We start from the raw sequence: 24411 nt of genomic DNA, 5'->3' as shown, positions 1-24411 counted from the left end.
CCCACAACGGACGGCGCGGCTGGCCCCGCCGCGCCGCCCGTCCTCGCCCTTCCGCCCGTTCGCGCCGCGCCACCTGCCCGCGGTGCCGCCAGGGGCGGGGTTCAGGCCGCGCCGCGCACGGCGGCCAGATGGCCCTCCAGCGCATCGGCGGCCTCGACCGCACCGCCGCACCCGCGCAGGAGTTCGCCCATGCGCGCGATGTTCGCCCGCACAGCGGTGTCGGCGTGCACCTCGTCGACGGACCGGCGCAGGCTCTCGGCGGTGAACTCCGCGAGGTGGCGCCCCAGCCCGAGCGCGTCGACCTGCCGCGCGTTCGCCTCCTGCTCGGGCATCTGCGGCGCGGCCACGAGGGGAACGCCGAAGTGGATCGCCTCCATCGTGGAGTTCATCCCCGCGTGCGAGAGGAACACGTCGGCGTGCCGCAGCACCGCGGGCTGCGGGAAGTACGTGCGCAGCTCGATGTTGTCCGGGACGTCGCCGATGTCGGACGGGTCCACGCGCTCGCCCAGGGCCAGCGCGACCTGCCAGCCGCTGCCGCCGAACGCCTCCAGGCACGCGCGGAAGAACTCCGGGCGGTCGTTGAACGCCGTGCCCAGCGAGATGAACAGCACCGGTCCGCCAGGGCGCGCCGGGCTCCAGTCCTCGCCGGTGCGCAGGTCCACCGACGGGCCGACGAAGCGGAACCGCTCGTCGAAGGTCTCGCCGGAGTACTGGAACTCGCGCGGGAGGAACACGATGTTCAGCGGTGACGGCTCGCCCTCGAAGATGCCCGAGGTGTCCACACCGGTCTCCGCGCCGATCTCGGCGAGCACCTGCTTCGCCCGGTCGAACATCTCGAGGTGCCCCGGCGGCATCGCCGTCGTCGTCGCCGCCTGCAGCACGTCCCGGTGCAGGGAGAAGTGCTCGTTGCTCGCGTGCGTGGGCACGAGGGACACCCCGGGGATGCCGAGCGCCGCGCTGGCCATCCAGCCGGCCGCGGTCATCATGTCGTAGCAGATCGCCTGCGGGGGGTCGCGGGTGAAGGCCTCGCGCAGGGCGGCGAAGTCGGCGCGCAGGGTCTCGCCGAGCTGCTGCGCGGCCGCGTCCGGATCCTCCGGGTTCGGGCGCGGCATCTGCCCGGGCAGGCTCAGCAGCTCGGCACCGGCGGCTTCGACCTCGGAGCGGTGGTGCTCGTGCGTCGCGTAGGTCACGGTGTGCCCGCGGCGGGTCAACTCGCGGACCACCGGCAGCGTGGGGTTCACGTGCCCGGCGGCGGGCACGGAGGTCACGGCAATGTGCATGGCTTCCTCGGAACGGGAACGTCTGTGGCGGGCGGAGGTCCCTCCCGGCCGCTCCACCGTAGGTCCGCCCGGGCGGGATCCCGCCCGTCGTCCGCGCCCCGCATGATCGGGATCACGCGGGGCGCACCCGCCGGTTGCCCGCTTCGGCGGTTCCCCCGGACCGCGGCGGCTGCGGGAGGTGCCGTTCGGCGAGGCCCGGGTCGAGGCGCCGGGAGGCCTGCCGGAGCGCGCTGGACAGCAGCTCCTCGTGCTCGCGGGTGCGCGCGCTCTCGCCCGTGAGCGCCTCGTGCGCGTCGCGCAGCTCCGCGAGCGCGACGGTGATCCGGCCGAGGTCGGGCGCGGGGTCTTCGAGCAGCCGCCGCAGCCGGTGCAGGGCGCGCTCGAAGCGGGCGGCCGCCGCGGTGCGGTTCGGCAGCGCGCGGGCGACGACGATCGCCACCAGCGCGCCGAGCACCGTGGCCAGCAGGCGGCTCGCCGCCACGCCGTCCGCCGCCTGCGGCAGGGGCAGCGTGCCGGCCAGCAGCGCCACCGGGGTCGCGAACAGCACCCCCATCCAGTAGTTGCGGAGGACGACCATCTCGGCGGCCCACTGGAACGCGGCCACGAGCACCACGCCGACCCAGGCGGCGGGGTCGAGGTGCAGCACGCAGGCGCCGATGAGCACGCCGAGCACCGTGCCCGTGCTGCGCTGCAGCAGCCGCGGCAGCGAGCGCGCGGCCGAGGTCACCTGCAGCACGGCGACGGCGGAGACGGCGGCCCAGTAGGCGTGCCCGGTGCCGAGGAGGTTGGCCAGCCCGGCGGCGAGGAGCGAGGCGACGCCGACGCGGGCGCCCGAGGCGAGCACCCAGCCCCACTCGTGGTGGCGTCCCCCGCGCACGGCGGCCGCGGCACCGCGCAGCACGCGCCGGCGCGGGAGGCGCGCCGCGGAGGCGCGGGTCCCGGCAGCGTCGACGGCAGCGGTGTCGCCGGTCCCGGAGGTGCCGACGATCCCGGCGCCGACGGGCCCGGTGTCGCCGCGGCGGCCCGGCGAACGCCCCAGCTCGCGCAGCCGCTGCGCCACCTCCGGGTTCGGGGCGGGCACGGTGAGCGCGGCTTCGCAGGCCGCGACGGCGCGGGTCAGCCGCGCGAAGGTCGGGTGGCTGCGCTGCGCCCGCGTGCTGTCCGAGAGCGCGTGCCAGGCGTCCCGGACGGCGACCGCCGCGCTCTGCCAACCGCGCTCGTCGCCGTTGTCGACGTGGGCGGCGACCTGCCGGGCGGTTCGGCCGGCGGCGCGGCGGAGCGGGGCGAAGGGGTCGACGAGCGCTCCGCTGAGGCAGAGCGACCAGCCGAGGACCGCGCTGCCCAGCGACACGGCGACGAGCTGCCCGAACGCGGGCCAGGTCAGCGGCAGGTGGGCGCAGGCCCCCACGGCGAACGAGAAGATGAGCCCGCCGGGCGGGCCCAGGCGCACGGCGTTGCTCGCCGCGGTGGCCGCGGCGGCGACGGCTGCCAGCGCGACGGCCGAGACGGCTTCGCGCCAGACCGGGTCGGCGATCGCGGCGGAGACGAGGCCGCCGATGGCGACGGAGGCGACGAGGCCCAGCCCGACGCAGGCGAGCGTGCGCGCCCGCCGCGGGTACGGCTCGTCGCGGCCGTGGAGGGTGACGAAGCTGCCGAACAGCGAACCGGCCATGAGGTCGAGGCGGTCGGTGGCGAGCAGGACCAGCAGCGGCAGCAGGACCGCCAGTCCCGCGCGGACGGCGGGCCAGGTCGTCGCCTCGGCCGGAGCGAGCCGGAAGGTCTGCCGGACGTCGCGGAGCAGCACTGTTCGGGGCACGAGCACCAGGCTACATATATTTCACTAGTAAAACACTTATGTTCAAAATGGTGTGGTCGGTATCTCGTCGCAGCGCACGGCACGCTCCTGCGCGGCGGGCGGGAGCGCGTGCTGTGCCACACTGAGCGGTCGACTTCTCCTCGCCCGCGAGGAGCGGGGACTCCCGCCGGGTCCGCCCGGCGGTTCCTGCATCGTTAGGAGGCCGGGTGGACCAGCGACGCGACTTCGTCGACGTGGTGCGCGCCCAGTGGGCCCAGGTGCGGCCCGATCTCGACACCACGAGCATCGACCTCGTCGGGCGGATCCTGCGGGCGGCGACGGTCCTGCGCAACCAGCTCGACGCCGCCATCTCCGGCGACGGGCTCAACCGCGCTGAGTTCGACCTGCTCAGCGCGCTGCGCCGAAGCCCGGGGCCGATCACTCCCGGGGAGCTGACGAAGCAGACCACGTCCTCGGCCGCCGCGACCACGAAGCGGCTGCAGCAGCTCGTCGAACGCGGCCTGCTCGAGCGCATGGTGGACGCGCGCGACCGCCGCAGCGCGCAGATCGCGCTGACCGAGCACGGACGCGAGCTCATCGACCGCGTCATGTCCCGCAACCTCGAGGCGGAGCGGCACCTGGTCGAGCACCTCGACCCGGACACGCGGAACGCGGTCGGCGACGGCCTCGCGCAACTGCTCAGCGCCATCGAGGACCCGAGCGCCACGGCCGCGCTGACCGCGCAGCTGCAACGCCGCACCGAGGAGGGCGCCGGAGCGGACGGCGCACCACCCGCCGACCCCGGCGGAGCGGTCAGCCGGTGACCGCGGACTCCTCGGACCGCCGCGGCACGAACGACACCGCCAGCACGCCGCACACCGCGATCGCGGCGAAGAAGTAGAACCCGTACGGGTAGGCGATCCCCGCGGTGACCAGCGCCCCCGTCACGAACGGCCCCGTGATCGCACCGAACCGCCCGATGCCCGAGGTGAAGCCCAGCGCCGTGCCGCGCAGGCGGTCGGGGTAGAACTGGGCGACGTAGGCGAAGACGAGCACCTGCGCGGAGAACACGAACACCCCGGTCACGAAGACCGCGACGTGCAGCAGCACCGCGCTCTCCATCCGGATGCTCAGCAGCGCCAGCAGCACGGCGCTGATCGCGAACCACACCAGGATCGTCGGCTTGATGCCGCGCCGGTCGGCCACGAAGCCCGCGAACACGAGCCCGACCACGGCACCGACGTTGAGCACCAGCAGCTGCCCCACCGACGTGGACACGTTGTAGCCGGCGGTGCGCATCAGCTCCGGCAGCCACGTGTTCAGCCCGTACACCAGCAGCAGACCCATGAACGACCCGACCCACACGCCGATGCCCGCGCGCAGCAGGCGGGGGTTCAGCAGATCGCGGAAGCCGACGCGCGCGCTGTCCGCGTGCACGGCGGTGAACACCTCCGACTCGGGCAGGAGGAACCACATGAGCACCACCACGCCCAGGCCGGCGAGACCGAGCGCGTAGAACAGCACCGACCAGTTCTCGCCCGCGAGCAGCGCCAGCAGCGATGTGAGCACCGCGCCCGCGTGGTACCCGGTCATCGTGATCGTGTTGGCCCGCGCCCGCTGCGCCGCCGGCAAGTACTCGGACATGATCGTCAGCGCCGCCGGCATGCACGCGCCCAGCCCGATGCCGGCGAGCAGGCGCAGCGCGGCGAACACCGCCACGCTCGGCGCCAGCGGCAGCACCAGGGTCAGCACGGAGAACAGCACGACCGAACCCATGAGCACGGGTCTGCGGCCGAACCGGTCGGCCAGCGGACCGACGCTCGCCGCGCCGATGGCCACGCCCACCAGCGACAGCGTGGCCACCGCCGTGGCCGAGGCCGGTGTGAAACCCAGGTACCCGCTGTCGAGCAGCACGGGGATGATCGCCCCGAGCACGACCAGGTCGTAGCCCTCCAGCATGACCGTGACCCAGCACAGCACGCTCGGCCAGGTCAGCAGCCGCGTCACCATCGTTTCCTCCCGCACGTCACCGCACCTCGCACCGGGAGTGGACGGTTCCACCGAGCGGCGTCCACGCGCCGCGGGCACCCGTTTCGACGCGCTCGATGAGCTGCCGGGCGCAGCTGGCCACCAGCGCCGGCCGGGTGCGGGGCAGCCAGTGCCCTCCCGGCACGTGCCGCACCCACGCGCGCGGTGCCCAGCGCGCGATGTCGGTCTGCAGGGCGACCGTGACGAACGGGTCGCCCGTCGGGGCGATCACCTGCGTCGGGACGTCGGTGGGCCGGTCCTGCGGCCCGGTCAGCCGCCGCCGCACGTTCGCCCGGTACAGCTCGAGCCCGCGCACCCCGTCGCGGGTTCGCGGTCGCATCCCGGAACCGCCGGTGGTTCCCTCCTGCTCGCCGGGCGCGGGTTCGAGCAGGCGGATCACCCGCGGCAGCACGCGCGTGCGCCAGGCCAGTTCCGGCAGGAGCGGCAGCTGGAAGAAGCCGAGGTAGGTCGAGCGGAGCAGTTGCCGCGCGAGTTCGCGGAGGTGCCGCGGCGCGGGACGGCGGAGCCGGGCGCGGAACCAGTGCGCCGCGTGGTCCAGGCACGGCCCGGAGACCGAGGTGAACGAGGCGATGCGCCCGCGCATCCGACGGCCGGTCACGGCGTGCCACGCCTGGATGGATCCCCAGTCGTGCCCCAGCAGGTGGACGGGGCGGTGGGGACTGACCGCGTCGGCCACGGCCGCCACGTCCCGCTCGAGCCGGTCGAGCGCGTAGCCGTCCCGGGGGGCCGCGGGGTCGGAGTCGCCGGCTCCGCGCACGTCGTAGCTCACGACGCGGTGGGAGTCGGCCAGCACGTCGAGCACCCCGTCCCAGACGGCGTGGTCGTCCGGGTACCCGTGCACGGCGAGCACCACCGGGTGCGCGGGGTCGCCGCGCTCGTACACCTGCAGGCGCACACCGTCGCTCGTGGTGACCGTCTCGCTCGCGGTGACTGCGCTGGTCGCGTTCGCCGTGTTGTTCGCGGTGACACTGCGTGTCGTCATCGCCGCCGCCCTTCGCACTCCCGCGGGACACGAGTCACGTCATATTAGACACGGTGTCAATGCAGTCGCACGTGCGCAGTGCGGCTCGATGTCTCGGCGGTCCGCGGTGCGCGTCCAGCGCTGATGCGCACACCGCCGGCGGGTCGCTGACTCGGGTGGTTCACTTCCGCTTTCGTCGCCCGCGCTCGTGAGTCGGCGCGGCGGTGGCGCGGTGCTCTCAGTACGGTCCTGGAGCAGCGAGGCCCCCACCGGACGCGGGGAGGATGACGGTGAATTCGACTGCCCGGCAGGAGCGCCGGACCCGGAGCTCGTCGCACCGGATCGCTGCGGGTGCCACCGGTGCGGTGCTGGCGCTCCTCCCGGCCGGTGCGACCGCCTCCGGTGCGGACGTGTCCGCGCACTCCGCGGGGCGGGCGGGTGTTTCCGCGGTGGGCGGTGCCACGCCGGCGGTCCCCGCCGCGGTGCCCGCGCCCGCGGAACCGGAGCAGGAGCGCCGGGACGAGGACCGGGGCGAGCAGGACGTCGCCGCGGAGCGGATTTCGGTGGCGGCGGTCGCGGCGGGCGGCGGTGCCGCGATGCTGGTCATCAGCGGCACGGTGACGTGGGTCCAGCGCCGTCGCGGCGGATCGTGAGCGCTGGTAGCGCTCTTCCCGAACTGCCCGGTGCGGCGACTCGGGGCCGGTGACCGCTGCGGGGGCGGGGACGTCGAAGGGGCCCGCAGCGGGGGCCGAAGTTCCTGGCACCGAGGAGTTTTCGCTTGAGCTTGCGCTCCGCTTCCGCGCGGTCGCGCGAAAGCCGACGGGCGCGCGAAAGTCCGAAGTGGAGGTCGGCGCGGTGGCCGTCCTCCACTTCGGCTGCTGCGGGTTACCGCGCGTGGTCACCGTAATAATAATTCCACTGCGACTCCTCGAATCGTTCAGCAGGGACGTCGGTGACGATACGACGAGTGCGGAGCGTTCGCCACGCGACACCCGGCGCGGCGCGTGATTTTTCGCGGAATTCGGCGCATTTCTTGCGCTCGCAACGGATTTTCCCGGTTTTCCGGCCGGATCGCGGCGGCGCCCGCGCGAGGAATTCGAGTTTGATTCACGTGGTTCGCGGGCGCTCGCGCGCGGTCGGCCGGGCTGGCGCCCCCGGGCAGTTTTCCCGGGAGTGCGCGTCGCTTCCGAGGGGGCGCGGCGAACGATAGGTGGCGAACCGGGGTCGAGCCAGCGGGATGCAGTAAATCAGAAGGGTGAAAGTTTGCGGCTGGATCCCTGGGCCGATCCGTACTGTTGATCAAGAAAAGTGATCAAGAAAAATACAGATAGTCAGATCGAGTGATCAAGCCCGGTCTGGAAATGCGCGCAGTGATGACGAGGATCAGTCTCGTTCGCATGGCGCAAGGCACGACCAACCCCGCTCCTGCTGAGCGTTCCCCCGAACCTCCCCGACGGTCCACTGCGGACACATCACGACGGCGCGCGCTGTGGCTGACCCTGCTGTCGGTGCTCACCCCGGGCGTTGCCCACTGGCACGCCGGCTACCGGCGCACAGCGGCGCTTCTGGCCTCCTTCGGTCTGCTGGCCTGGTGCGCCGCGGCTTTCGCCGCGGTCAACCTGGGCCGCGAGCACGTGCTGGACGCGGCGGTGCGTCCCGGGGTGCTGCTGCTCATCGCCGCGGCAGCACTCGTGGCCATCCCCGTGTGGGTCGCCCTCGTGCTCACCTCGTACAACGCGGTGCGGCCGCGGTCCCTGCCCCCGCAGCGGGCCCGCACCGCCCGGGTCGCCGTGCTCGGCCTGTGCGCCGCCGTGGCGCTGCCCCCGACGCTCGTGGCGCACTACGCCTACTCCCAGTACGACCTGGTCACCACCGTGTTCGCGGGCGGCCCCGGTGGGCAGTCCTCCGCCGCGGCCGCGGCGGGTCCCGAGGAACCGGCGACACCGCTGCCCGGAGCCGACCGGCTCAACGTGCTGCTGCTCGGCAGCGACGCGGGCGAGGGGCGCGCGGGCACGCGGGTGGACACGATGGTCCTGGCCAGCGTGGACCAGGAAACCGGCCGGACCGTGCTGCTGAGCCTGCCGCGCAACCTGCAGAACGCGCCCATGCCGGAAGGCCCGGCCCGGCAGCGCTACCCCGAGGGCTATCCGGGGCTGCTCAACGCCGTCTACCGCGAAGGCGCGGAGTTCCACCCGGAACTCGCGCCCGGCGCCGAGAACCCGGGTGCGGAGCTGCTCAAGGGCACCATCTCCGAAACCCTCGGAATGCCCGTGCACCACTACGCGAAGGTCGACCTGCAGGGCTTCCGCAGCCTCGTGGACGCGCTCGGCGGCGTCGACGTCAACATCCGGCAGCGCATGCCGATGGGCGATACCGGGGAGTACTTCAGCCCCGGGCAGCAGCACCTCGACGGCGCGCAGGCGCTCTGGTACGCGCGCTCGCGCACCGCTTCCAGCGACTACGACCGGATGGAGCGGCAGCGGTGCATGATCTCCACGCTCGCCGACCAGGCCGACCCGATGACGGTGCTGAACCACTACCACAAGATGGCCGCGGCGGCGAAGGACAACCTCCGCACCGACATCCCCGCGGACATGCTCCGGGACCTGGCCGAGCTGGCGGAGAAGATCGAACCGGCCGGCAGCACCCAGTTCGTGCCGCCGCTGATCGAACCGAGCAACCCGGACTTCGACCGGGTCCGCTCGATCGCCCAGGAGACGATCGACAGCTCGGAAGCCGGTGAGGCCCCGGAGGCCACCGCCCCGCAGAACCCCACCGTGGCCCCCGCCTGCTGAACGGGTGCGGGTGAGGGCCACCGCGGGAGCGGTGCCGCCGCGACCGAGCTCCACCACCCGGCGGCCGGGCGGCACCGAGGAACGGGCCGCTGCGCAGACCCCCGACCTGCGCAGCGGCCCGCCCGCGTCTGCCCGCGGGTTCCCGCCGACCCCGGGTCAGGCGCCGAGCAGCGGGGTGAACCGGACCGCGGCGACGGTGGCGAACAGCGCCAGCCCCGCCCCGAGCAGCGCCACGTCGGCGGCTCCGACGGCCCCGAGCGTCGTCGCGGGGCGCCGCTGCGAGAAGGAGAAACCGCGCAGCTGCAGCGTGGACATCATCGTGCTGGCGCGCCGCGCCATGATGATGATCGCCGGGACGAACAGCTTGCCCGCGTTGCCGAAGCTGCGCAGCGGGCGGCGGACGCTCAGCTCGATGCCCTTGATCTTCATCGCGTCGACGGTGCGGAAGATGTCGGCCAGGCTCGCGTACATGAGCAGGAACGCGTAACCGACGAGGAAGCACAGCGGCTCGGGGATCCGCAGCCCCCGCATGCCGTCGGTGAGCTTGTCCGGCGACATCGTCGACAGCAGCGCCAGGCTCAGGAACAGCGCTGCCGACCACGCGAAACCGAGCCGCAGGCCGAAGTCCATGTCGCCGTCGAACGGCGCGAACTCCCCCGCGGAGAGGTCGCGCCACAGCGGGACGACCACCAGCCCGATGAAGTTGGGCAGCTGCAGCAGCCACAGGACCAGCAGCGCGACCGGGGGAACGCGCGCGGTGATGCTCAGCGCGAGCCCGACGACGGTGGCGCCGAGCATCCAGGGCCAGCTGGGAGCGGTGTAGAGGAAGGCGATCACCAGCGCGAACAGCACCAGCTTGATGCGCGGATCGCGGCGGTGCAGGACGGTGTCCTTGTCGGTGTGCAGCAGGGGGACGCGCATGCTCAGACTTCCTGGGGGATCGGGGAGAGCCGGGCGGCGAGCTCGGCCACCGAGTAGGCCTCGACACCCAGGTGGGAGGCGACCCGGGCCGCTCGCGGGGGCAGCAGGGACGTGCGGGTCAGCACCTCGGCGCCGCCGGCGCCGAACACCTCGCGGACGGTGCCGTCGGCGACCGAGCGGCCCTGCTCGAGCAGCGTGACCGTGTCCGCGGTCTCGGCGACGAGGTCGAGGTCGTGCTCGACCATCACGACGGCCGTGCCGCGGTCGCGGAGCCGGTGCAGCAGGTGGCGCAGCGTCGCCCGGGCGGGCGCGTCCAGCGATACCCGCGGCTCGTCGAGCACGAGCACCGCGGGGTCGAGGGCGAGCGCCCCGGCGATCGCGACGAGCTTGCGGAGCCCGCGGGAGAGCTGGGTCGGATCGGACTCCAGCAGCTCCTCGGGCACGCCGGCCAGTTCCCGCGCCCGCTGGACCGACTCGGCGATCTGCTCCTCGCCGAGCACGACTTCGCGGCGGAACCAGCCGCGCCGGCGCACGCTGCGCCGTCGCAGCGCGTGGGAGATCTCCCCGCGCACCGTGCGCTCGGTGATCTGCTCGTCGGGGTTCTGCAGCACCGTGCCGACCGTGCTCGCCAGCTCGGCGGCGTCGTGCTCCCGGGTGTTGCGGCCGCCGACGAGCACGTCGCCGGAGCTCGGGCGCAGCAGCCCGCACAGCATCCGCATGAGGGTGGACTTGCCGGCGCCGTTGCCGCCGACGACGGCGTGCACCTGGCCGGGTGCGACGTGCAGGGAAACGTCCCGCACCGCGGCCGTGCCGTCGCGGTAGCGGTACTCGGCACCGCGCACCTCGACGGCCCGCTCGGAGGCGGTCGTGGAAGGCCCCTCCGGGGCGGCGGTGCCGACCGCGGCGGCCGGCGCTTCCTGGGGTGCGGGGACACCGGCGAGCGGGGAGCGGTCGTCCGGAGCCGGTCCTCCCCCGGCCACCGGCTCGTCGTCGAGCGCGCGGCCCGCGGTGGCCAGCTCCTCCGGTGTGAGCACGGCGCCGGAAAGCCCGGCGGCGCGGGCGATCCGGACGACGGTGGGCGGTTCCACCTGGGCGCCGGTGAGCAGGTCCGCGTCGCGGAGCAGGTCGGCGGCGGCACCCTGCGCCCGCACGGCGCCGTCGCGCAGGACCAGCAGCTCGTCGGCCATCCCGACCAGCAGGTCCACGTCGTCCTCGACGACGACCAGCGTCATCGTCCCGGAGAGCTCGAGGGCGAGCCGGCGGATCTCCTCCTTGCCGGAGGGGTCGAGCAGGCCGGTGACGTTGTCGAGCACGAGCACCTGCGGTTCGCTGGCCAGCGCCGCGGCGATCGCCACGCGCTGCTGCTGCCCGCCGGAGAGCTCCCAGGTGCGCTTGTGCTCGGCGTCGACGGCCCCGAGCCCGAGCTCGTCGAGCAGCTGGCGGGCGCGCTGCCGGGCCTGCTCCACCGGGGTGCCGTGGTTGATCAGCGGAGCCATCACCTCGGCGAGCACGGTGATCTGGGTGAGCTGGGAGGCGTAGTCCTCGAACACGAGGCTCACCCGCTGCGCGACCTCGGTGATCGGGGACTCCCGCGGGTCGAGGCCGGCCACGTCCAGGGAGCCCGCGGACGCGCCGCCGGTGCTGCGGGGCGCCAACCCGGCCAGCGTCGTGCACAGCGACGTCTTCCCGGCGCCCATCGGTCCGACGACCCCGAGGACGGTGCCGGGGCGCAGCTCGAGGTCGACGCCGTGGAAAGCGGCCCGTTCCTGGTCCGGGTAGGTGAGGTCGAGGCTGCGGGTGCGGATCAATCGGTCTCCTCTGCTCAGCTGGAACGCTCCGCGGGCCGGGCGGTCACCGCTCGGCCCGCGGAGCTCGGAAGGCGGGTGCTCGTGCGCTCGGCGAGCGGTCACTTCCGCGAGGGCGTGAACCCGAGGAGCCGCTCGATGCGCCCGTGCAGCGCGTAGGCGAGCGGGACCGTGACCAGCGCGCCGAGGACGATGCCGTGCGTGACGGTGTTGCCCAGGGCGCTGTAGACGGTCACACCGACGCCCTCCTCGCCGAAGACCAGGAAGGCCGAGCCCTCGATCACTGCCTGCACCAGCGAACCCACGAGGCAGGCGGTGCTGATGCGCAGCCAGTTCAGCTGCTTGCCGCTCATCAGGTAGCCGGCCACGGCGAAGCCGACGAAGTAGCCGGCGAAGCCGAACGGGTCGTCCACCTCGTAGCCCTCGAGGATGTCGCCGATGGCTTCGCCGACGGCCGCGCCGATCGGGATGGCGAACGTGGGCAGTCCGCGCGGCAGCAGGGCGAGGAAGAGGAACGGGATGAAGAACGGCTTGAAGTCGATGTCGACCGGGATCTCCGGGATGCGCTCGAAGATCATCAGCCCGAAGAAGAACAGCACCGCGACCAGGGCGGCGACCACCATGGTCTTCGGCGTCGTGTTCCCGTCTCCCGCCGGGCGCACTGTCGTTGCGTTGTTCTGCGAGGTCATTCGATCTCGTTTCTCCAGACCAGGGCGTTTGCAGGCCCTGGTGTCGGTGCGGGGCGTCCAGCGCTGCTTTTGTCCCCCGTTCGAGGGGCGCCCCGCATGGGAAACATTGCGCGTGAACCACGGGTGAATCGCGAACTGCGTTCGGGCCGTGGTGCGAGGAAGACCGGAACAACGAACGCACGCGGGTCGGGGAGTCGCGGTGCGTGATCAGCGAGCCGGGGCTCGAGGGGCGGCGACTCGGGGGTCGCCGCGGTCATCACCGGGATGCGCGTGGTGGAGAATGGAGGAAATGCTTCCGCCTGTAAACCCCGGCGGCGTGGCCGGTTGGTCGCTCCTGGGGCGCTCCGGGGGCGCTGCGGTGAGCCTGTTCGGTGGGATGCTCCCGGTGGGCCGGCTGCGGTGGGCCTGCTCCGTGGGGGCTCCCGGTGAGCTGCTCCGGTGGTGCGGCTCCGGTGGGCCGTGGAAGGCCACCGGCCGGATCGCGGTGGCGATCTCCCCACCAGGTACCCTGTAACCGGCCCACCGGGGACCGGTGGGCGGGCCTCCGTAGCTCAGGGGATAGAGCACCACTCTCCTAAAGTGGGTGTCGCAGGTTCGAATCCTGCCGGGGGCGCTTCAATCCAGGTCACAGGCTTAGGGGCTGATCTCCACCAAGATCAGCCCCTACTTTACCCCTACTTTTGCTCTCCGAGCCTGCGCGCGAGGCCGTCGAGGGCGGTAGCCGCGGAGCTGCCCGCGGTCTTGCGGTTCATGTACACGTCCTGGCCATGCTCACGCGCTCGTGGCCGAGGTAGTCGGCGATTTCGCGAGCAGACAGGCGCCGGCCCGGTCGAGTTCGGTGGCGACCAGGTGGCGGAAGGCATGCGGGTGCAGCCTTCCCACCGGGTGCCCTTGACCGCTTCGCGGAGGAAGTCGCGCATGTTGTCCGGGTCGCGCAGCGTGCCCGTCACGGTGGGGGAGCCCCAGGGTGTTTCCGTCTCGGCGTAGCAGCGGTGGAGATCGCGATCTCGTGCAGGCGCTGATCGATATGAGGACAGCCCACCTGTTTGTCAGGTTTACGCTGAAAGTCTGAATTTTGGCAATTCGAGTGGTCGCGACCTGCGGGGGATGCGCCGAATCCGAAGAAGTTTGTCGCAACGCGAGTCAATTGGTGGTGAGGAGCACTGGTCGAGTGCGATTTTCGGGTGAAAGCGGAATGCCGGACGTGCATTGACGTGTTTCGTGGCGCTATGGTCCCACATGGATTGATGAGGAATTTATAACTGGGGGTTTCCTGGGTGTTCGGCGTGCAACCCGTGTCTCGCGTCCGTGGTGGGTTCGTGGTCTCATGATTTGGGCTTGTGGGGTGGACTGTGCCGGGACAGCTCGTTCCTTTTCTCGTCGTCGTGATTGTTCTGACCGTGGTGCCCGGCCCGGACACCGCGTTGGGGCTGCGCAACAGTATTCGCGGCGGAAGTGCTGCGATGTGGTGGACCGGGCTGGGGGTGTGCAGCGGGATTTTCGTCCATGCTGCGGCTTCGGTAGTCGGCCTGTCGGCGGTCTTGGCCGCCTCAGCATCGGCCTACGCGGCGGTCAAGATCGCGGGGGCCGTCTACCTCTTCTGGCTCGGTGCGAGCACGTTGTGGAAGACCTGGCGTGATCGCCACCGAGGGCACGATGCCACGGCGCTCGTGGCAGCGCCGGGCGAGACGACGGGCATCGATCGGCGAACCGCCTTCCGGCAGGGATTCATCAGCGACCTGCTCAACCCCAAGATCGCCCTTCTGTTCCTGACGCTGCTGCCGCAGTTCATCGAGCCCGGCGAGCCGAGAGCCCTCACGTCGGTTGTCCTGACCCTGGTCTTCGTGTCCGTGGCTTTGGTCTGGTGGCGCGTCACGTCCTGGCTCGCGGGAGCGTTGGGAAAGGCACTTGCTCGTGATCGGGTGAGACGGTCGCTGGAAGCCATGACCGGCGTGGTGATGGTGCTTCTCGGAATCCGCGTCGCGTTGGAGAGTGCGGCCAGAAGCTGACGTTTGCTGACTCGCCGTCCAAATCTGGATCTCGTGTTCATTCATTACTGCGCACCCCTGCGCACAACCAAGCGATGGAGGGAAGCATGCCAACTGCCAAATTATGCGAACAACCTGCGTATAGGAGCGACCTGCCTGTTTGTTGGAGGTACGGTGCGGTCGCTACGCTTGCCGATGAATCTCAAGGACTGACGTGCAGCGTCGCGGTGGCCTCTGAATATTTTCGCGGTCTAGCGCGGGAGCTTCACGGATTCCCGTCATTCGAGATCGCGGCGGCCGAGGTCAAGGCCGTGTCTCACGTGGGGAGTTTCTTGTAGCAGGTCAGGGCGGCTGCGAGGACGAGGAAGGCACTGAAGAGGTGCCCGTAACGTTCGTAGCGCTGGGCCAGGCGTCGATAGCCAAACAGCCAGGCCAGGCTGCGCTCGATGACCCACCGGTGGCGGCCGAGTTTCTGGGTGGATTCGATGCCCTTGCGGGCGATGCGTGGCGTCATTCCTTGCTGCCGTAGCCATCGGCGCAGCTCGTCGTAGTCGTAGCCTTTGTCGGCGTGCAGCTTGGCAGGCTGACTCCGCCGTGGCCCCGGCGGGAGCGCACCCGCGGGATGGCCTTGACCAGAGGTTTCAGACCGTGGCTGTCGTGGGTGTTCGCCGCGGAGACCGCTACCGCCAGCGGGAGGCCGTTGTGGTCGGAAGCAGGTGGATCTTCGATCCGGCCTTGCCCCGGTCGACCGGGCTGGGCCCGGTCATCGATCCCCCTTTTTCGCGCGAACGGTCGCTGCGTCGGCCACCGCGCGAGCCCACTCGATCCCGCCCTGAGCACCGAGTTCGTCCAACACGGCCTGGTGCAGCTTGCGCCAGAGCCCGGCTTCGGTCCACTGCTGAAACCGACGATGCGCCGTGGGCACCGTGACCCCAAACGAGGGCGGTAAGTCCCGCCAGGAGCAGCCGCTGGTGAGCACAGATCCACGATCGCAGTGAACAGACCGATCATCAGCCGGCGCCGTGCCACCACCCTGCGGACGTACCTGGAACTGCGGAATCAGCGGCTGCACCAACTCCCACAGCTCATCCGGCACCAACCTTCGCGACAACCGGTCATCCATCGGCCATGATCATGCCCCCGAAGCAACCACGTGAGACAGGGCCTAAGTGCGGATATGATCAGCAGTTCTCGCAGTAGGAAGATTGACTGGTCGCCTTGGACTTCGCCGGGGGCACGAGTCACACTGCATTGACTGAACTGCGGTCTTCTCCGGCGTTACGCGGTAGCACGGACTCACCAAGGACTACGACGCCGCCGCTGCCGGGCTCATTCTGCCCTACAGCAACGGCCCACCGAAGGCGTCGTCAACAAGATCAAAATGCTGAAACGCCAAACCTGCGGCAAAGCCAGCTTTCCCTTGCTGCGCAAGAGAATCCTCCTCATGGACTGATCCCGACCGGCCCGCTCATCACGCAACCTTGGACAGAACCAGTCATCGGACAGTCCCCGCCCTGGCACAACGCACCCCGACTGATCGAAACGGGCACACATCGTCACCACCGAATGTGGGCCAGAGCCGTTAGATCGACACTCCCCGATGAGGACGGGCTGCGCCCGCTATCGCCGCCGGACCCGGAATTGATCCGGGGCCGGCGGCGGTACAGCAGCATCCGTTCGAGACATCGTCAGCGCGAAGGCCGGGCTGATCTGTGGGCTCGGGAACCAGGCTCACTAGCCAAACACGTAGTCGAGGTCCGTGGGATACTTCGAGAACTCCGCCTGCCAGCCTTGGGCGATCTTCCGGCCCTCATTGATAGCGTCCACGATCGGTTGCGTCGAGATGGCGTTGTCAGACCACAGAGACTCGTGAAGCACGGGAATTAGCTCCCGGAAGCTCTTCGCGATCGACGCGACATCGGCGGACCCACTCGGGTAATGGATTCCACTGCGACGCAGCCAGCCCGCCTCGAGCGAGGCCGCGAGACTGTCGGCGAAGTGGCTTGGTTCTCGCGACAGGTAACGGAGCAGCTCCGCGGTGAAAACTTTACTGAGGGCTTCGTGGTCAGCAACAACCGAAGCGGACAGGAAGCCCACCATGTCGGCGAACGTCTCCTCGAGTGTCATCTTCTCAAAGTCGTCGAGGACGTCGCCCTGCTTCCTGTCTGAGTATCCCGTGGCTCGCCAGAAGTGTGCGAGGTCGTGGCTACGGAACCACATAAGGGAAGCGGCTGTGAGCCGATCGATGTCCATTTCGATCGGCTCGCCGAGCACTGCCGAGTGCAGCGGCAGCGAGCATTCTTGCAGACGCTGGCGGTGGATGTTGACAAACACGACAGTGAAGTCAGGGCGCAGTGGGCGGGCGTGCGGAGCTTCCAGGGGGAAGAAGTGCGCGAAATTCTTGTGCCCACCAGCTCCCTCTCCTCCCGAGAGCAACAGGTCGGTCGCAACCATCTCGGGAGTGTCGTGAATGGACACAACGTCTTTACCTAGAACCTCCGATGCCTGATGGCGCAGATCGTCACATTGAGTAGTGACCGCATCGATCGACGCCTGCTGGGCGGCGTGGGGAACTGTCACGACAAAGCTGAGGGGAACATGAACATCGCGCGGGTCCCATGTGCTCAACGGGCCACAGAAGAGCCATGGTTGTCCGGGAACGGCCCGGTGCAGGTCGTAGTCCGGCCACTCACCGGTGGTAGCGTACGTTTTCAACAAGTCAGCGAGGTCGTGACACTGGCTCGCGAACTGGGCTGAAGAGGGCTCGACGTCGGCAGCTAGCTTAAGAAAGGTGGCAGCGTCGGCCATAAGCTCCTTGGCCAAAGCTTGGTACCGCTGGTCGTCCACCGCGCCACCGAGGTCGAGAGCCGACACAGCGTCGAACCGTGCCTTCACCTCGAGAAGGTGTTTCCACGATCCGGGAAAATGCCCCCGCAAGCGAGCGTACTCGGGATCGATCTCTGCTTCGGTTGTCACTGTGTCGCGACGGTGCCAGAACGGTTTGCGGCCGGTTACGATGTCGTCCCTGTTCGTGAACAGCACAATTACCCCATATTGAGAAGATGGTCACGAAAAATGACCGCGGACTCGCGTCGTCAAGTCAATAACAACGAGCAATGAAACGCGCTGCAGCATGCATGTGTTCCGCAGCGTCTGTGTCGGTTCGACGTTGAACCCCAGAAATTCCGCCTGGGAGCCGTGTGGAATCCCAGTGGCATGCTCGACGCTAGCGCAGTCAGCTAATGGTGATCAATGTGTCTGATGTCACCTGAGCTGATCCTTTTCGAGAGGCGCAAGCTTCTCAGCAGAACAGATGAAGATTGCTCCCTCCTTACGGGGAGCGATATTGGCCCGTCTGGATCTGTGCGTCCGATTTATTGCGACCATCGGGGCATTGCGGGTGGGCGGCGCGTTTGGTATAGCAATCTCGATTGCATATTTCAGCGGCGAACCACGACGAGCGCGATGTGGAGTCAGCCGGTGAAGTAGAGCCTGGCGGATGGGGCGGTCACGTGTTGGACGCCGTCTGACACGGCTTCCATCCGAACGCCTCTGGACTGCCGCTAGATTCCGTGCTAGCTTCACTCGGCGTCGGTTCGTTTCCGCGATCCGTCATTCTGGACACTGGGGTCCTTCCGTCATCACGTGCGACTCCGCCGAGACTCGTGTAGGAATGCGAGCACATCCGCGTGGGGCGCTGCAGCGATACGTCCGAACTGCGCTTGCACTGGCGCTAGGAGCGAATTATGTTAGAGGCACCACTGTCCGGGCGCGAAACGGAGCATGACAAAGCTACGTGGAGGGCCATTCGCGACCTGCTCACGGAAAGGCAGGCAAGCGCTCAGATCGAGTCACTGCGACGTGGACAGTTCTCGTCTTATGAGCCCTGGCCGTGGAGCATCCAAGCCCCGGACCAGCAAGATCTGACGGGTGTGGACGAGATCGTGCGGCTGTGTCACCTGGGTGGGGAGGTCCGGCTGAGTGACATACCTGCCGCCGATGCGCTGACGGCGGCAGGCCTTGCCGCCCCCTCCTCTACGTCGGGTCACTACCGAGGTGGAGAATGGGTGCTCACCTCGTATGCTGGCCTAATGGCGGTGTGTGACCGTGGACAGAGCTCGGGTGGCGGTCACGTGTACTTGGGTGAGGATGGGCTGCGCTTCGTCGAGTCCATCAGGATGAACCGCCCGACCGGTCGAGCACTCGATGTCGGGTCGGGGTCCGGGTTGACCAGTGCAGCACTGGCAGAGTCCTGCGACTCAGTTACGGCCGTCGACGTCGTCGAGGAGTGTGTGGCGGCAAGCCGCATCACAGCACGACTTAACGGTACGGAGTCAACTGTGACCGTAGCGCGACGAGGGCTCGAGGAGCTTGGGGACGACGTAGCGTTCAACTGCGTGGCGGCCAACCTGCCGGGCGTTCCGGTGCCGCCGTCGGTGTCCTACCCCCCTGAAGGCGACGGCGGCTTCGACGGCCTCGAGCTCATGCGGGTTTTGCTACGCAAGGCGGCACAACTACTCGACCCCGACACTGGCACGCTTCTGATGCGCTTCCAGAGCCTCGGTGACGATTCCGGACTGTTGCTGCTGTCTGACATCCGTGAGTTCGCCGAGGCCACTGGCTATGATGTCACGGTAGTCAGCGAGAGCGCAGTACCGGTAGAGGTCCGTAGTGCATTGACTGCGCGCAACGCTATATCACACAACTCCGGCATGTGCGCTGACGAGCTGATCGACGTGATGGACAAACATGCGAGCGGACTCGGCATGCCACACTACTTCGCGTCCAACCTGGTCGCACGATCGGGCGGTACGGGCAAGGTGTCCTTCGTGGACCTGACCGGTTGGCAGACGAAGGCTGTCACGGGGCGCATTTTTCCGAGGGAGAACAGTCCCATGCTGGATGAGGAGCTCATCCGGGCTCGGTACTACGCGAAGATCCAGGACCTGCCGGACGGGTTCTGGGAGAATGCCGACGAAGGCACGGTTACAGCGCCGCTGGCCCGACTGGGGGACGTGCTCAAGGCTGTCGACGAATGTTCGGATCTGCTGTCGGTCACCAACTGGATATTCCCCAGGGAAATGGCTACAGAGCCTGCCCGCGCCCGGTTTCTTCTTGTTCCGACTGCGGCGCTGCTGGCGACGCTCGCGGATCTCGGCCATTGTGAGCTCGTTGCGACTAGAGAGGGGACTACGGCGTGAACATCGCGGTCATCGATCCTTTTTCCACGGGTGCCGCTTTGGCGTCGGAACTCCACCGACGTGGACATGGTGTCGTCGCTGTGGTGAGTTCCCGCGCCCTGCCGGACGGCTATGCGGAAAGCATCCGTACCGAGCTGTATACATCGATCATTCAGCACGAGGAACTGGAAACGACCGTGCAGGAGCTGTCCCGACACAACGTTGAGGCCGCGGTCGCGGGAACCGAAATCGGCGTGGAACTGGCCGATCGTATCGCCTTCCGAATGGGTCTGGTCTGCAATGATCCGTCGACCAGTGTGGTACGCCGGGAGAAGGATGCGATGGCGTTCGCCGTCGAACGCGCGGGACTGCGTGCTCCTCGGTCGGGTACGTTCACGTCGCTTGAATCCATGCGATCGTTCCTCGCGGAGGTCGGACTTCCGGTGGTCGTCAAACCGATTAACAGCGCCGGATCTGACGGCGTGTTTTTCTGCGACACCGTAGCTGAAGCGGCCGAGGCCTTCGCAGCGTTGCTCGGTAATAACAACCAGATGCGGGCGGTAAACGAGAAGGTCCTAGTGCAGGAGTATCTCGTCGGTGACCAGTATTACGTCAATACTGTGACCGTCGACGGGTTCCACTACGTTGCTGAGATGTGGTCCGACGTCAGGGCCGACGTTGATGGAGGCCGCTCGGTGTATGAGCGAGAGGACCTGCTTCCTCCCGACGATGCGGTACAGAACATCCTCCGCGACTACGTGCTGAAGGTCCTCGACGCATTGGACGTTACTTGGGGTCCTGCTCATACCGAGGTCATGATGACCCCGGATGGACCGGTGTTGATCGAGACGGCGGCCCGGATGCAGGGCACAATCGATTCCGACGTCGTTGTGGAGGCCCAGGGCCAGAGCCACGTCACGCTCACGGCAGACTGCTACACCAATCCGGGCGACATCCTGGAACGGTCGCGGTCCGCCTATCCCTACAAGGAACACATGACAGTGGTGAACCTGATCGCCCCGTTTGACGGCATGTTCTCCGATGGGCCCGCGACGCGAACCATCCGTGGACTGCCGACATTGCGGGCGACCATCGGCGAGGTGAATCCGGGGCTGCCTGTCGAACGGACCGTGGACCTGTTCACGACACCCGCATCGTTGTACCTGGTCGCTCAGGACAGAAGCGAGATCGAACGAGACTACACAATGATCAGGCAGCTGGAAGCGGAGTCTCTGTATGCCCGTTAAGGGTCTGCGCACTACGGCAGGGGTGCCGTCGTGATCGCCGCCGTCCGTACGGTCCGGATAGCCGTCCACGATGCTGTTCATCCGATACGGGGCGCGGTGGGGGTGTTCGTTCTCGGGCTGGCGGCCCGAATGCACCTCACCGTCACAACAATCGCACTGACCTTCCTGGTTACGGGATGGGGAGCGTCCTACGCCGCCGCGGGCACGACAATCGCTGGCCTGGCGGTCGGCCAAGGTCTTTCAGGACCGCTGATGGGAAGGTTCGTCGATCGTGCCCCGGCAGCGATGGTCCTGCCATTGACGAGCTCGGCGTACGCCTCGGGGCTTCTCGGGTTGGCGTTTCTCCCTGTTCCACTGCGCCCATGGTCGCCCGCCGTAGCGCTCGCAGTCGGCCTGCTCAGTGCGCCGGGTGGGCAAGTCGCGAGGCGAACGTGGGCCACATTGCGGCAGGGTGGACAACTGGACCGCGTTTACCGGTTGGATGCCAGCGGGCAGGAGGTGCTGTTCATCCTCGCTCCAATGACTGTCGCCACGGTCGCTTCCTTACTGGGCAGTCAGGCCGGAGTGGTCGCGGTCGCCGTGATCGCCGCCGCCGGAAACATCGGTCTGGGGCTGCGGGTTCGCAAGTTGGGGCGCGTAACGGCGCTGTCCGATCCGGCCACCACGACGGATGGCGACAAGGAACAGTCAGTGCTGATGGGGCGGCTCTTCCTGGTCGCGCTGACGGCGACATTTATCACGATCATGATGATTAACATGGTGGACCTGGCGTTGGTCGCCTGGAGTCGCGAGCGCGGTACCCCTGTGCTGGCTGGGGTTCTGGCGGCCCTCTGGGCGGCCGGTTCGCTGTTGGGAGGAGTTTTCACTGCCTCGGGACGATGGATCACGCCTGACCTGGGGCGGCGACTTCTATGGACGGCCCTGGGCGTAGTGGCATTGACGGCTGTACTGCCTCCATTCCTGGACCGTCCTTCGCCGGTTCTGGTCGGAGCAGTACTTGTTGCCGGGGGAACCACGCTGGCCCCGATGTTTGGAGCGCTGTACAGCGCCGTTGCGGCCTCCGCCCCGGCAGCGCGTCGTGGTGAGGCGTTCGGATGGCAGACGACCGCCACCACTGTGGGAGCGGGATGCGCCGCCCCTCTCGCAGGCCTCCTCATGGATCAGGGAGGCCCCGGGACGGCGGTCTTGATCGCTGCTCTCGCCGTGCTGGCAGGTGCGCTCCTAACACGGTTGACATGGTCAAACAACAGCCATGGGACTTCGCCGTCGAAGTAACAATGTCCGAACTGGCGGCGGAGGGGACCGTCTGCGTTGTGCCCCGCCGGGGGCGCTTCAGCGCAGGGCACAGCTGTGGTAACCGAGCGGGGTCAAGATCGGTTACCACCTTGTTGCCACCTTTCGCTCACGTGCCGGTCTCCAGTGAGGCCAGCGCTTCGGCGGCCGAGCTGCCCGCGGTCTTGCGGCTCATGTACACGTCCTGGGTCATGCTCACGCGCTCGTGGCCGAGGTAGTCGGCGATCTCCTGCGACGACGGCGAGGTCCGCCAGGAGTTCTCCATCGTCCTCGGCGCCCAACCGGCCGGCGGCAGCTGCGAACCAGCGCGGAAACCCGCCGCGTGCACGGGGTCTCGCCGATCGAAGCGGCCCTGCCGATGCGCGCGACCATGCGCATGCGCCTCGAGCGCGGCCTGCGGACATGCACCAGCGTGTGCGGATCTGGGGGATCGCGCGATCTATCGAGTTGATGCATGGAGCGGGGTTGCGCTCGTCGGCGCAGTACTGGTCGTTGAGTCGCATGCAACGAGGCTGGTCATATCGATCGGTCAGCAGCTGCTCGTGGCTTTCGTCGCGACGACCTCCATGATCATCCCGGGCCTCGGACATGCTGTTCGTGTTGGCGTGCAGAAGCCGGGGCGGTCCCCGTGCTGGCTTGCTCGCCACGGCCGGAGTGGCGAGCAGTGAAGTCGTGCACGTTGCTGTGGCAGCGGCCGGACTCGCCGCGTCGTTCGCTGCGGTGCCGACGGCGTTCACCGTGGTGCGGCTGATCGGGGCCGCATACTCGGTCTACCTCGGCGTCAGAAATGGGGCACGTGCGGCTGCAGTTCATCTTCCTCGGCGCCATCCTGATCGTGCTGGAGTTCCTCGTCGACGGCACGGTCGGTGTGCTGGGCGGTCGGATCGGAACGTGGATCCGGAGTCGACACGCCGCTCGCCGCCGGCTCGACGCCGCAACCGGAGGTATCTTCGTTGCCCTGGGAATCAGTCTGGCCGTGCAGCGGTAACCGACCACCCCCGCTTCCAGCGTCACTTGCGGATCCGCATCCGGTATGACGGCTGCGAGGTATGCTCACGGTGATGTCGTTCCTCCCACCGCGTGAGGTCAGTCGCGCCACCGCCGAGGCCGCGCCGACGCCGACCCGCGGCTACGTTCTCGGGCCGGACGAGGGCGTGCCCGGACGCGACGGGGAGGTGAAGGCCTCCAACGCCTCCACCGGGGGCGGCCTGGCGATCTACCGCACCGTCGTCGACGGGCAGGGGCCACCACTGCACGAGCACCGGCACGAGGACGAGACCATCGTCGTCCTCGACGGGACGATGCAGGTCGACTGCGGGGAGGACACCTTCACCGGCGGAACGGGCAGCACCTTCTTCCTGCCGCGCGGGCTGCCGCACACCTTCCGCTCCCTCGACGGGCCGTCGACGATCCTCTTCGTCGTCACACCCGGCCACCTGGACGAGTTCTTCCGCGCCAAGGAGGAGGCCACCGACCGCGACGAAGTGCTCGCGCTGATCCAGCGGTTCTTCTGAGCACGGCGAGATCCTCGCTGAGGGCTGGCCAACCGCTACACCGCCGGTCAGGCCCATCCCGGATCCGCCGCGCCCCGCTCCGCTCGATGAGCGCTGTCCGACGTCGCCGACAAGTGGGGAGGTCGGTGCCCGGGTGCCCGCCGGGTCATGCCTGCCAGGGCCACTGGGGTGGGGTGGTGATCGGGGTCGCTTCGGCGATCAGGCCGGTACCACCGACGGCGGTCGCGACGCGCTCGGCTTCGGCTCGGTCGGCTGCGAAGACGCTGAGCACTTCGGACGAGGCTTCGCCGACCACCCTTGGTGGATGTCGAGCAGGTAGTGCTCGTCGGGGGCCAGTCCTTCGCGCCACGGCTGGCGGTTGAAGGCTTCCTGCTCCGGTTCGGAGGCGGTCAGTTGCCGTAGATCCGTTCCGGGGTGACCAGCACCGCGGTTCGGCGCTCTTGCTGCATGGTGCGGTCGAATTCGGCCCAGTCGTCGTGCTCACCACCGGCCGCGCGGTAGATCTCGCGGAGCAGCACGCGCAGGCGCTCGGGATCGAGTTCCGGGTCGTCCGGTCCCATCAGCTCGGCCGTTCCCTCCACTGCGATCCACGCCCACCCCGCGCGGAAGGTCAGCGTGATGGCCGGGCGCGCGCGGAGGTGGGCTTTCTTCGCCGCCCCGTAGGTGACGAAGGCGACCACACGTTCCCCGGAGATCGGATGGGGGATCACGCCGGCGTTGACCACGGAGGACTGCACGGTGCCGTCCGCTCATGTCGTCGCGACCACGGCGAGGTGGTGCTCACCTGCGGCGAGGCGGTCAACCGCTGCCAGGTTCTGTCGCACAGCTGCTCCTCGGGAGACGTCATAGCATCAGGTCGGACTTCCCGCGACGAGTGTCAACACGCACCCCGCC

Annotated in this window: 20 protein-coding genes, 1 tRNA gene and 2 pseudogenes; 11 read left to right on the top strand and 12 right to left on the bottom strand. The window is 68.9% G+C overall.

Annotation, left to right across the window (positions count from 1 at the left end):
- Positions 1-101: 101 nt before the first annotated feature.
- Together ACYVJE_RS02135 and ACYVJE_RS02130 are read right to left on the bottom strand one after the other, a co-directional pair.
- Positions 102-1280: a macrolide family glycosyltransferase gene (locus tag ACYVJE_RS02135; RefSeq protein ID WP_461143010.1), complete on the bottom strand. Its 1179-nt coding sequence runs from the start codon at positions 1278-1280 to the stop codon at positions 102-104.
- 112 nt (positions 1281-1392) lie between these two features.
- Entirely contained in the window at positions 1393-3096 is a 1704-nt protein-coding gene (locus ACYVJE_RS02130) for an FUSC family protein (protein WP_461143009.1), read from the bottom strand.
- Positions 3097-3302: 206 nt separating this feature from the next.
- Between ACYVJE_RS02130 and ACYVJE_RS02125 the strand changes: the two genes are divergently transcribed.
- Positions 3303-3899 carry a MarR family winged helix-turn-helix transcriptional regulator gene (locus ACYVJE_RS02125; protein ID WP_461143008.1) on the top strand — a complete coding sequence of 199 codons (597 nt, stop codon included), beginning with the start codon at positions 3303-3305 and terminating at the stop codon, positions 3897-3899.
- On the opposite strand, the gene ACYVJE_RS02120 is transcribed toward ACYVJE_RS02125, so the two are convergent.
- Together ACYVJE_RS02120 and ACYVJE_RS02115 are read right to left on the bottom strand one after the other, a co-directional pair.
- On the bottom strand, positions 3889-5100 hold the full coding sequence (locus tag ACYVJE_RS02120) for an MFS transporter (protein WP_461143007.1): 1212 nt from the start codon (positions 5098-5100) through the stop codon (positions 3889-3891). The genes ACYVJE_RS02125 and ACYVJE_RS02120 overlap by 11 nt on opposite strands.
- A gap of 1 nt (position 5101) precedes the next feature.
- Positions 5102-6106, bottom strand: a complete 1005-nt coding sequence (locus ACYVJE_RS02115) for an alpha/beta fold hydrolase (protein ID WP_461143006.1) — start codon at positions 6104-6106, stop codon at positions 5102-5104.
- A 269-nt stretch (positions 6107-6375) separates the two neighbouring features.
- On the opposite strand from ACYVJE_RS02115, the gene ACYVJE_RS02110 reads away from it, so the two are divergent.
- A complete protein-coding gene (locus ACYVJE_RS02110) occupies positions 6376-6738 on the top strand; it encodes a hypothetical protein (protein WP_461143005.1) in 363 nt (120 codons plus the stop codon).
- Positions 6739-7482: 744 nt separating this feature from the next.
- Positions 7483-8880: an LCP family protein gene (locus ACYVJE_RS02105; protein WP_461143004.1), complete on the top strand. Its 1398-nt coding sequence runs from the start codon at positions 7483-7485 to the stop codon at positions 8878-8880.
- A gap of 156 nt (positions 8881-9036) precedes the next feature.
- Here ACYVJE_RS02105 and ACYVJE_RS02100 read toward each other — a convergent pair whose 3' ends face one another.
- The 3 genes from ACYVJE_RS02100 to ACYVJE_RS02090 all read right to left on the bottom strand — a co-directional run bounded on the left by ACYVJE_RS02100 (position 9037) and on the right by ACYVJE_RS02090 (position 12295).
- Entirely contained in the window at positions 9037-9801 is a 765-nt protein-coding gene (locus tag ACYVJE_RS02100) for an energy-coupling factor transporter transmembrane component T family protein (protein ID WP_459158218.1), read from the bottom strand.
- Positions 9802-9803: 2 nt separating this feature from the next.
- Entirely contained in the window at positions 9804-11609 is a 1806-nt protein-coding gene (locus ACYVJE_RS02095; protein ID WP_461143003.1) for an ABC transporter ATP-binding protein, read from the bottom strand.
- Between the two features lie 98 nt (positions 11610-11707).
- A complete protein-coding gene (locus ACYVJE_RS02090) occupies positions 11708-12295 on the bottom strand; it encodes a hypothetical protein (protein WP_459158220.1) in 588 nt (195 codons plus the stop codon).
- Positions 12296-12835: 540 nt separating this feature from the next.
- Here ACYVJE_RS02090 and ACYVJE_RS02085 point away from each other — a divergent pair.
- Together ACYVJE_RS02085 and ACYVJE_RS02080 are read left to right on the top strand one after the other, a co-directional pair.
- Positions 12836-12908 (top strand) — tRNA-Arg (locus tag ACYVJE_RS02085).
- A gap of 739 nt (positions 12909-13647) precedes the next feature.
- Positions 13648-14304 (top strand): LysE family translocator, encoded by a 657-nt coding sequence (locus tag ACYVJE_RS02080; protein ID WP_461143002.1) that lies wholly within the window; start codon positions 13648-13650, stop codon positions 14302-14304.
- A gap of 295 nt (positions 14305-14599) precedes the next feature.
- Here the strand turns inward: ACYVJE_RS02080 and ACYVJE_RS02075 are convergent.
- A pseudogene (locus ACYVJE_RS02075) lies at positions 14600-15406 on the bottom strand (IS5 family transposase).
- Between the two features lie 611 nt (positions 15407-16017).
- Positions 16018-17325 (bottom strand): hypothetical protein, encoded by a 1308-nt coding sequence (locus tag ACYVJE_RS02070; RefSeq protein WP_461143001.1) that lies wholly within the window; start codon positions 17323-17325, stop codon positions 16018-16020.
- An 890-nt stretch (positions 17326-18215) separates the two neighbouring features.
- Between ACYVJE_RS02070 and ACYVJE_RS02065 the strand changes: the two genes are divergently transcribed.
- From ACYVJE_RS02065 to ACYVJE_RS02055, 3 genes are read left to right on the top strand one after another with little or no spacing between them, the layout of a single operon-like run.
- Positions 18216-19484 (top strand): class I SAM-dependent methyltransferase, encoded by a 1269-nt coding sequence (locus ACYVJE_RS02065; RefSeq protein ID WP_461143000.1) that lies wholly within the window; start codon positions 18216-18218, stop codon positions 19482-19484.
- The gene (locus ACYVJE_RS02060; RefSeq protein WP_461142999.1) at positions 19481-20710 is read left to right on the top strand and encodes an ATP-grasp domain-containing protein; all 1230 of its coding nucleotides are present in this window, start codon (positions 19481-19483) and stop codon (positions 20708-20710) included. Before ACYVJE_RS02065 ends, ACYVJE_RS02060 begins: the two co-directional genes overlap by 4 nt.
- 30 nt (positions 20711-20740) lie before the next feature.
- Positions 20741-21985, top strand: a complete 1245-nt coding sequence (locus ACYVJE_RS02055) for an MFS transporter (protein WP_461142998.1) — start codon at positions 20741-20743, stop codon at positions 21983-21985.
- A 127-nt stretch (positions 21986-22112) separates the two neighbouring features.
- On the opposite strand, the gene ACYVJE_RS02050 is transcribed toward ACYVJE_RS02055, so the two are convergent.
- Positions 22113-22268, bottom strand: a complete 156-nt coding sequence (locus ACYVJE_RS02050; RefSeq protein WP_461142997.1) for a hypothetical protein — start codon at positions 22266-22268, stop codon at positions 22113-22115.
- Positions 22269-22591: 323 nt separating this feature from the next.
- Here ACYVJE_RS02050 and ACYVJE_RS02045 point away from each other — a divergent pair.
- The 3 genes and pseudogenes from ACYVJE_RS02045 to ACYVJE_RS02035 all read left to right on the top strand — a co-directional run.
- Positions 22592-22744: pseudogene (locus ACYVJE_RS02045) on the top strand (LysE family translocator); the annotation flags it as partial.
- Positions 22745-22799: 55 nt separating this feature from the next.
- Positions 22800-22991 (top strand): hypothetical protein, encoded by a 192-nt coding sequence (locus ACYVJE_RS02040; RefSeq protein ID WP_461143165.1) that lies wholly within the window; start codon positions 22800-22802, stop codon positions 22989-22991.
- 73 nt (positions 22992-23064) lie between these two features.
- The gene (locus tag ACYVJE_RS02035) at positions 23065-23517 is read left to right on the top strand and encodes a cupin domain-containing protein (protein WP_461142996.1); all 453 of its coding nucleotides are present in this window, start codon (positions 23065-23067) and stop codon (positions 23515-23517) included.
- A gap of 145 nt (positions 23518-23662) precedes the next feature.
- Here ACYVJE_RS02035 and ACYVJE_RS02030 read toward each other — a convergent pair whose 3' ends face one another.
- A complete protein-coding gene (locus ACYVJE_RS02030; protein WP_461142995.1) occupies positions 23663-23812 on the bottom strand; it encodes a hypothetical protein in 150 nt (49 codons plus the stop codon).
- Between the two features lie 94 nt (positions 23813-23906).
- Positions 23907-24254 (bottom strand): pyridoxamine 5'-phosphate oxidase family protein, encoded by a 348-nt coding sequence (locus ACYVJE_RS02025; protein ID WP_461142994.1) that lies wholly within the window; start codon positions 24252-24254, stop codon positions 23907-23909.
- Between the last annotated feature and the right edge of the window lie 157 nt (positions 24255-24411).

This window comes from Salinifilum aidingensis (genome assembly GCF_054782015.1).
This window is presented reverse-complemented; position numbering and strand designations above follow the sequence as displayed.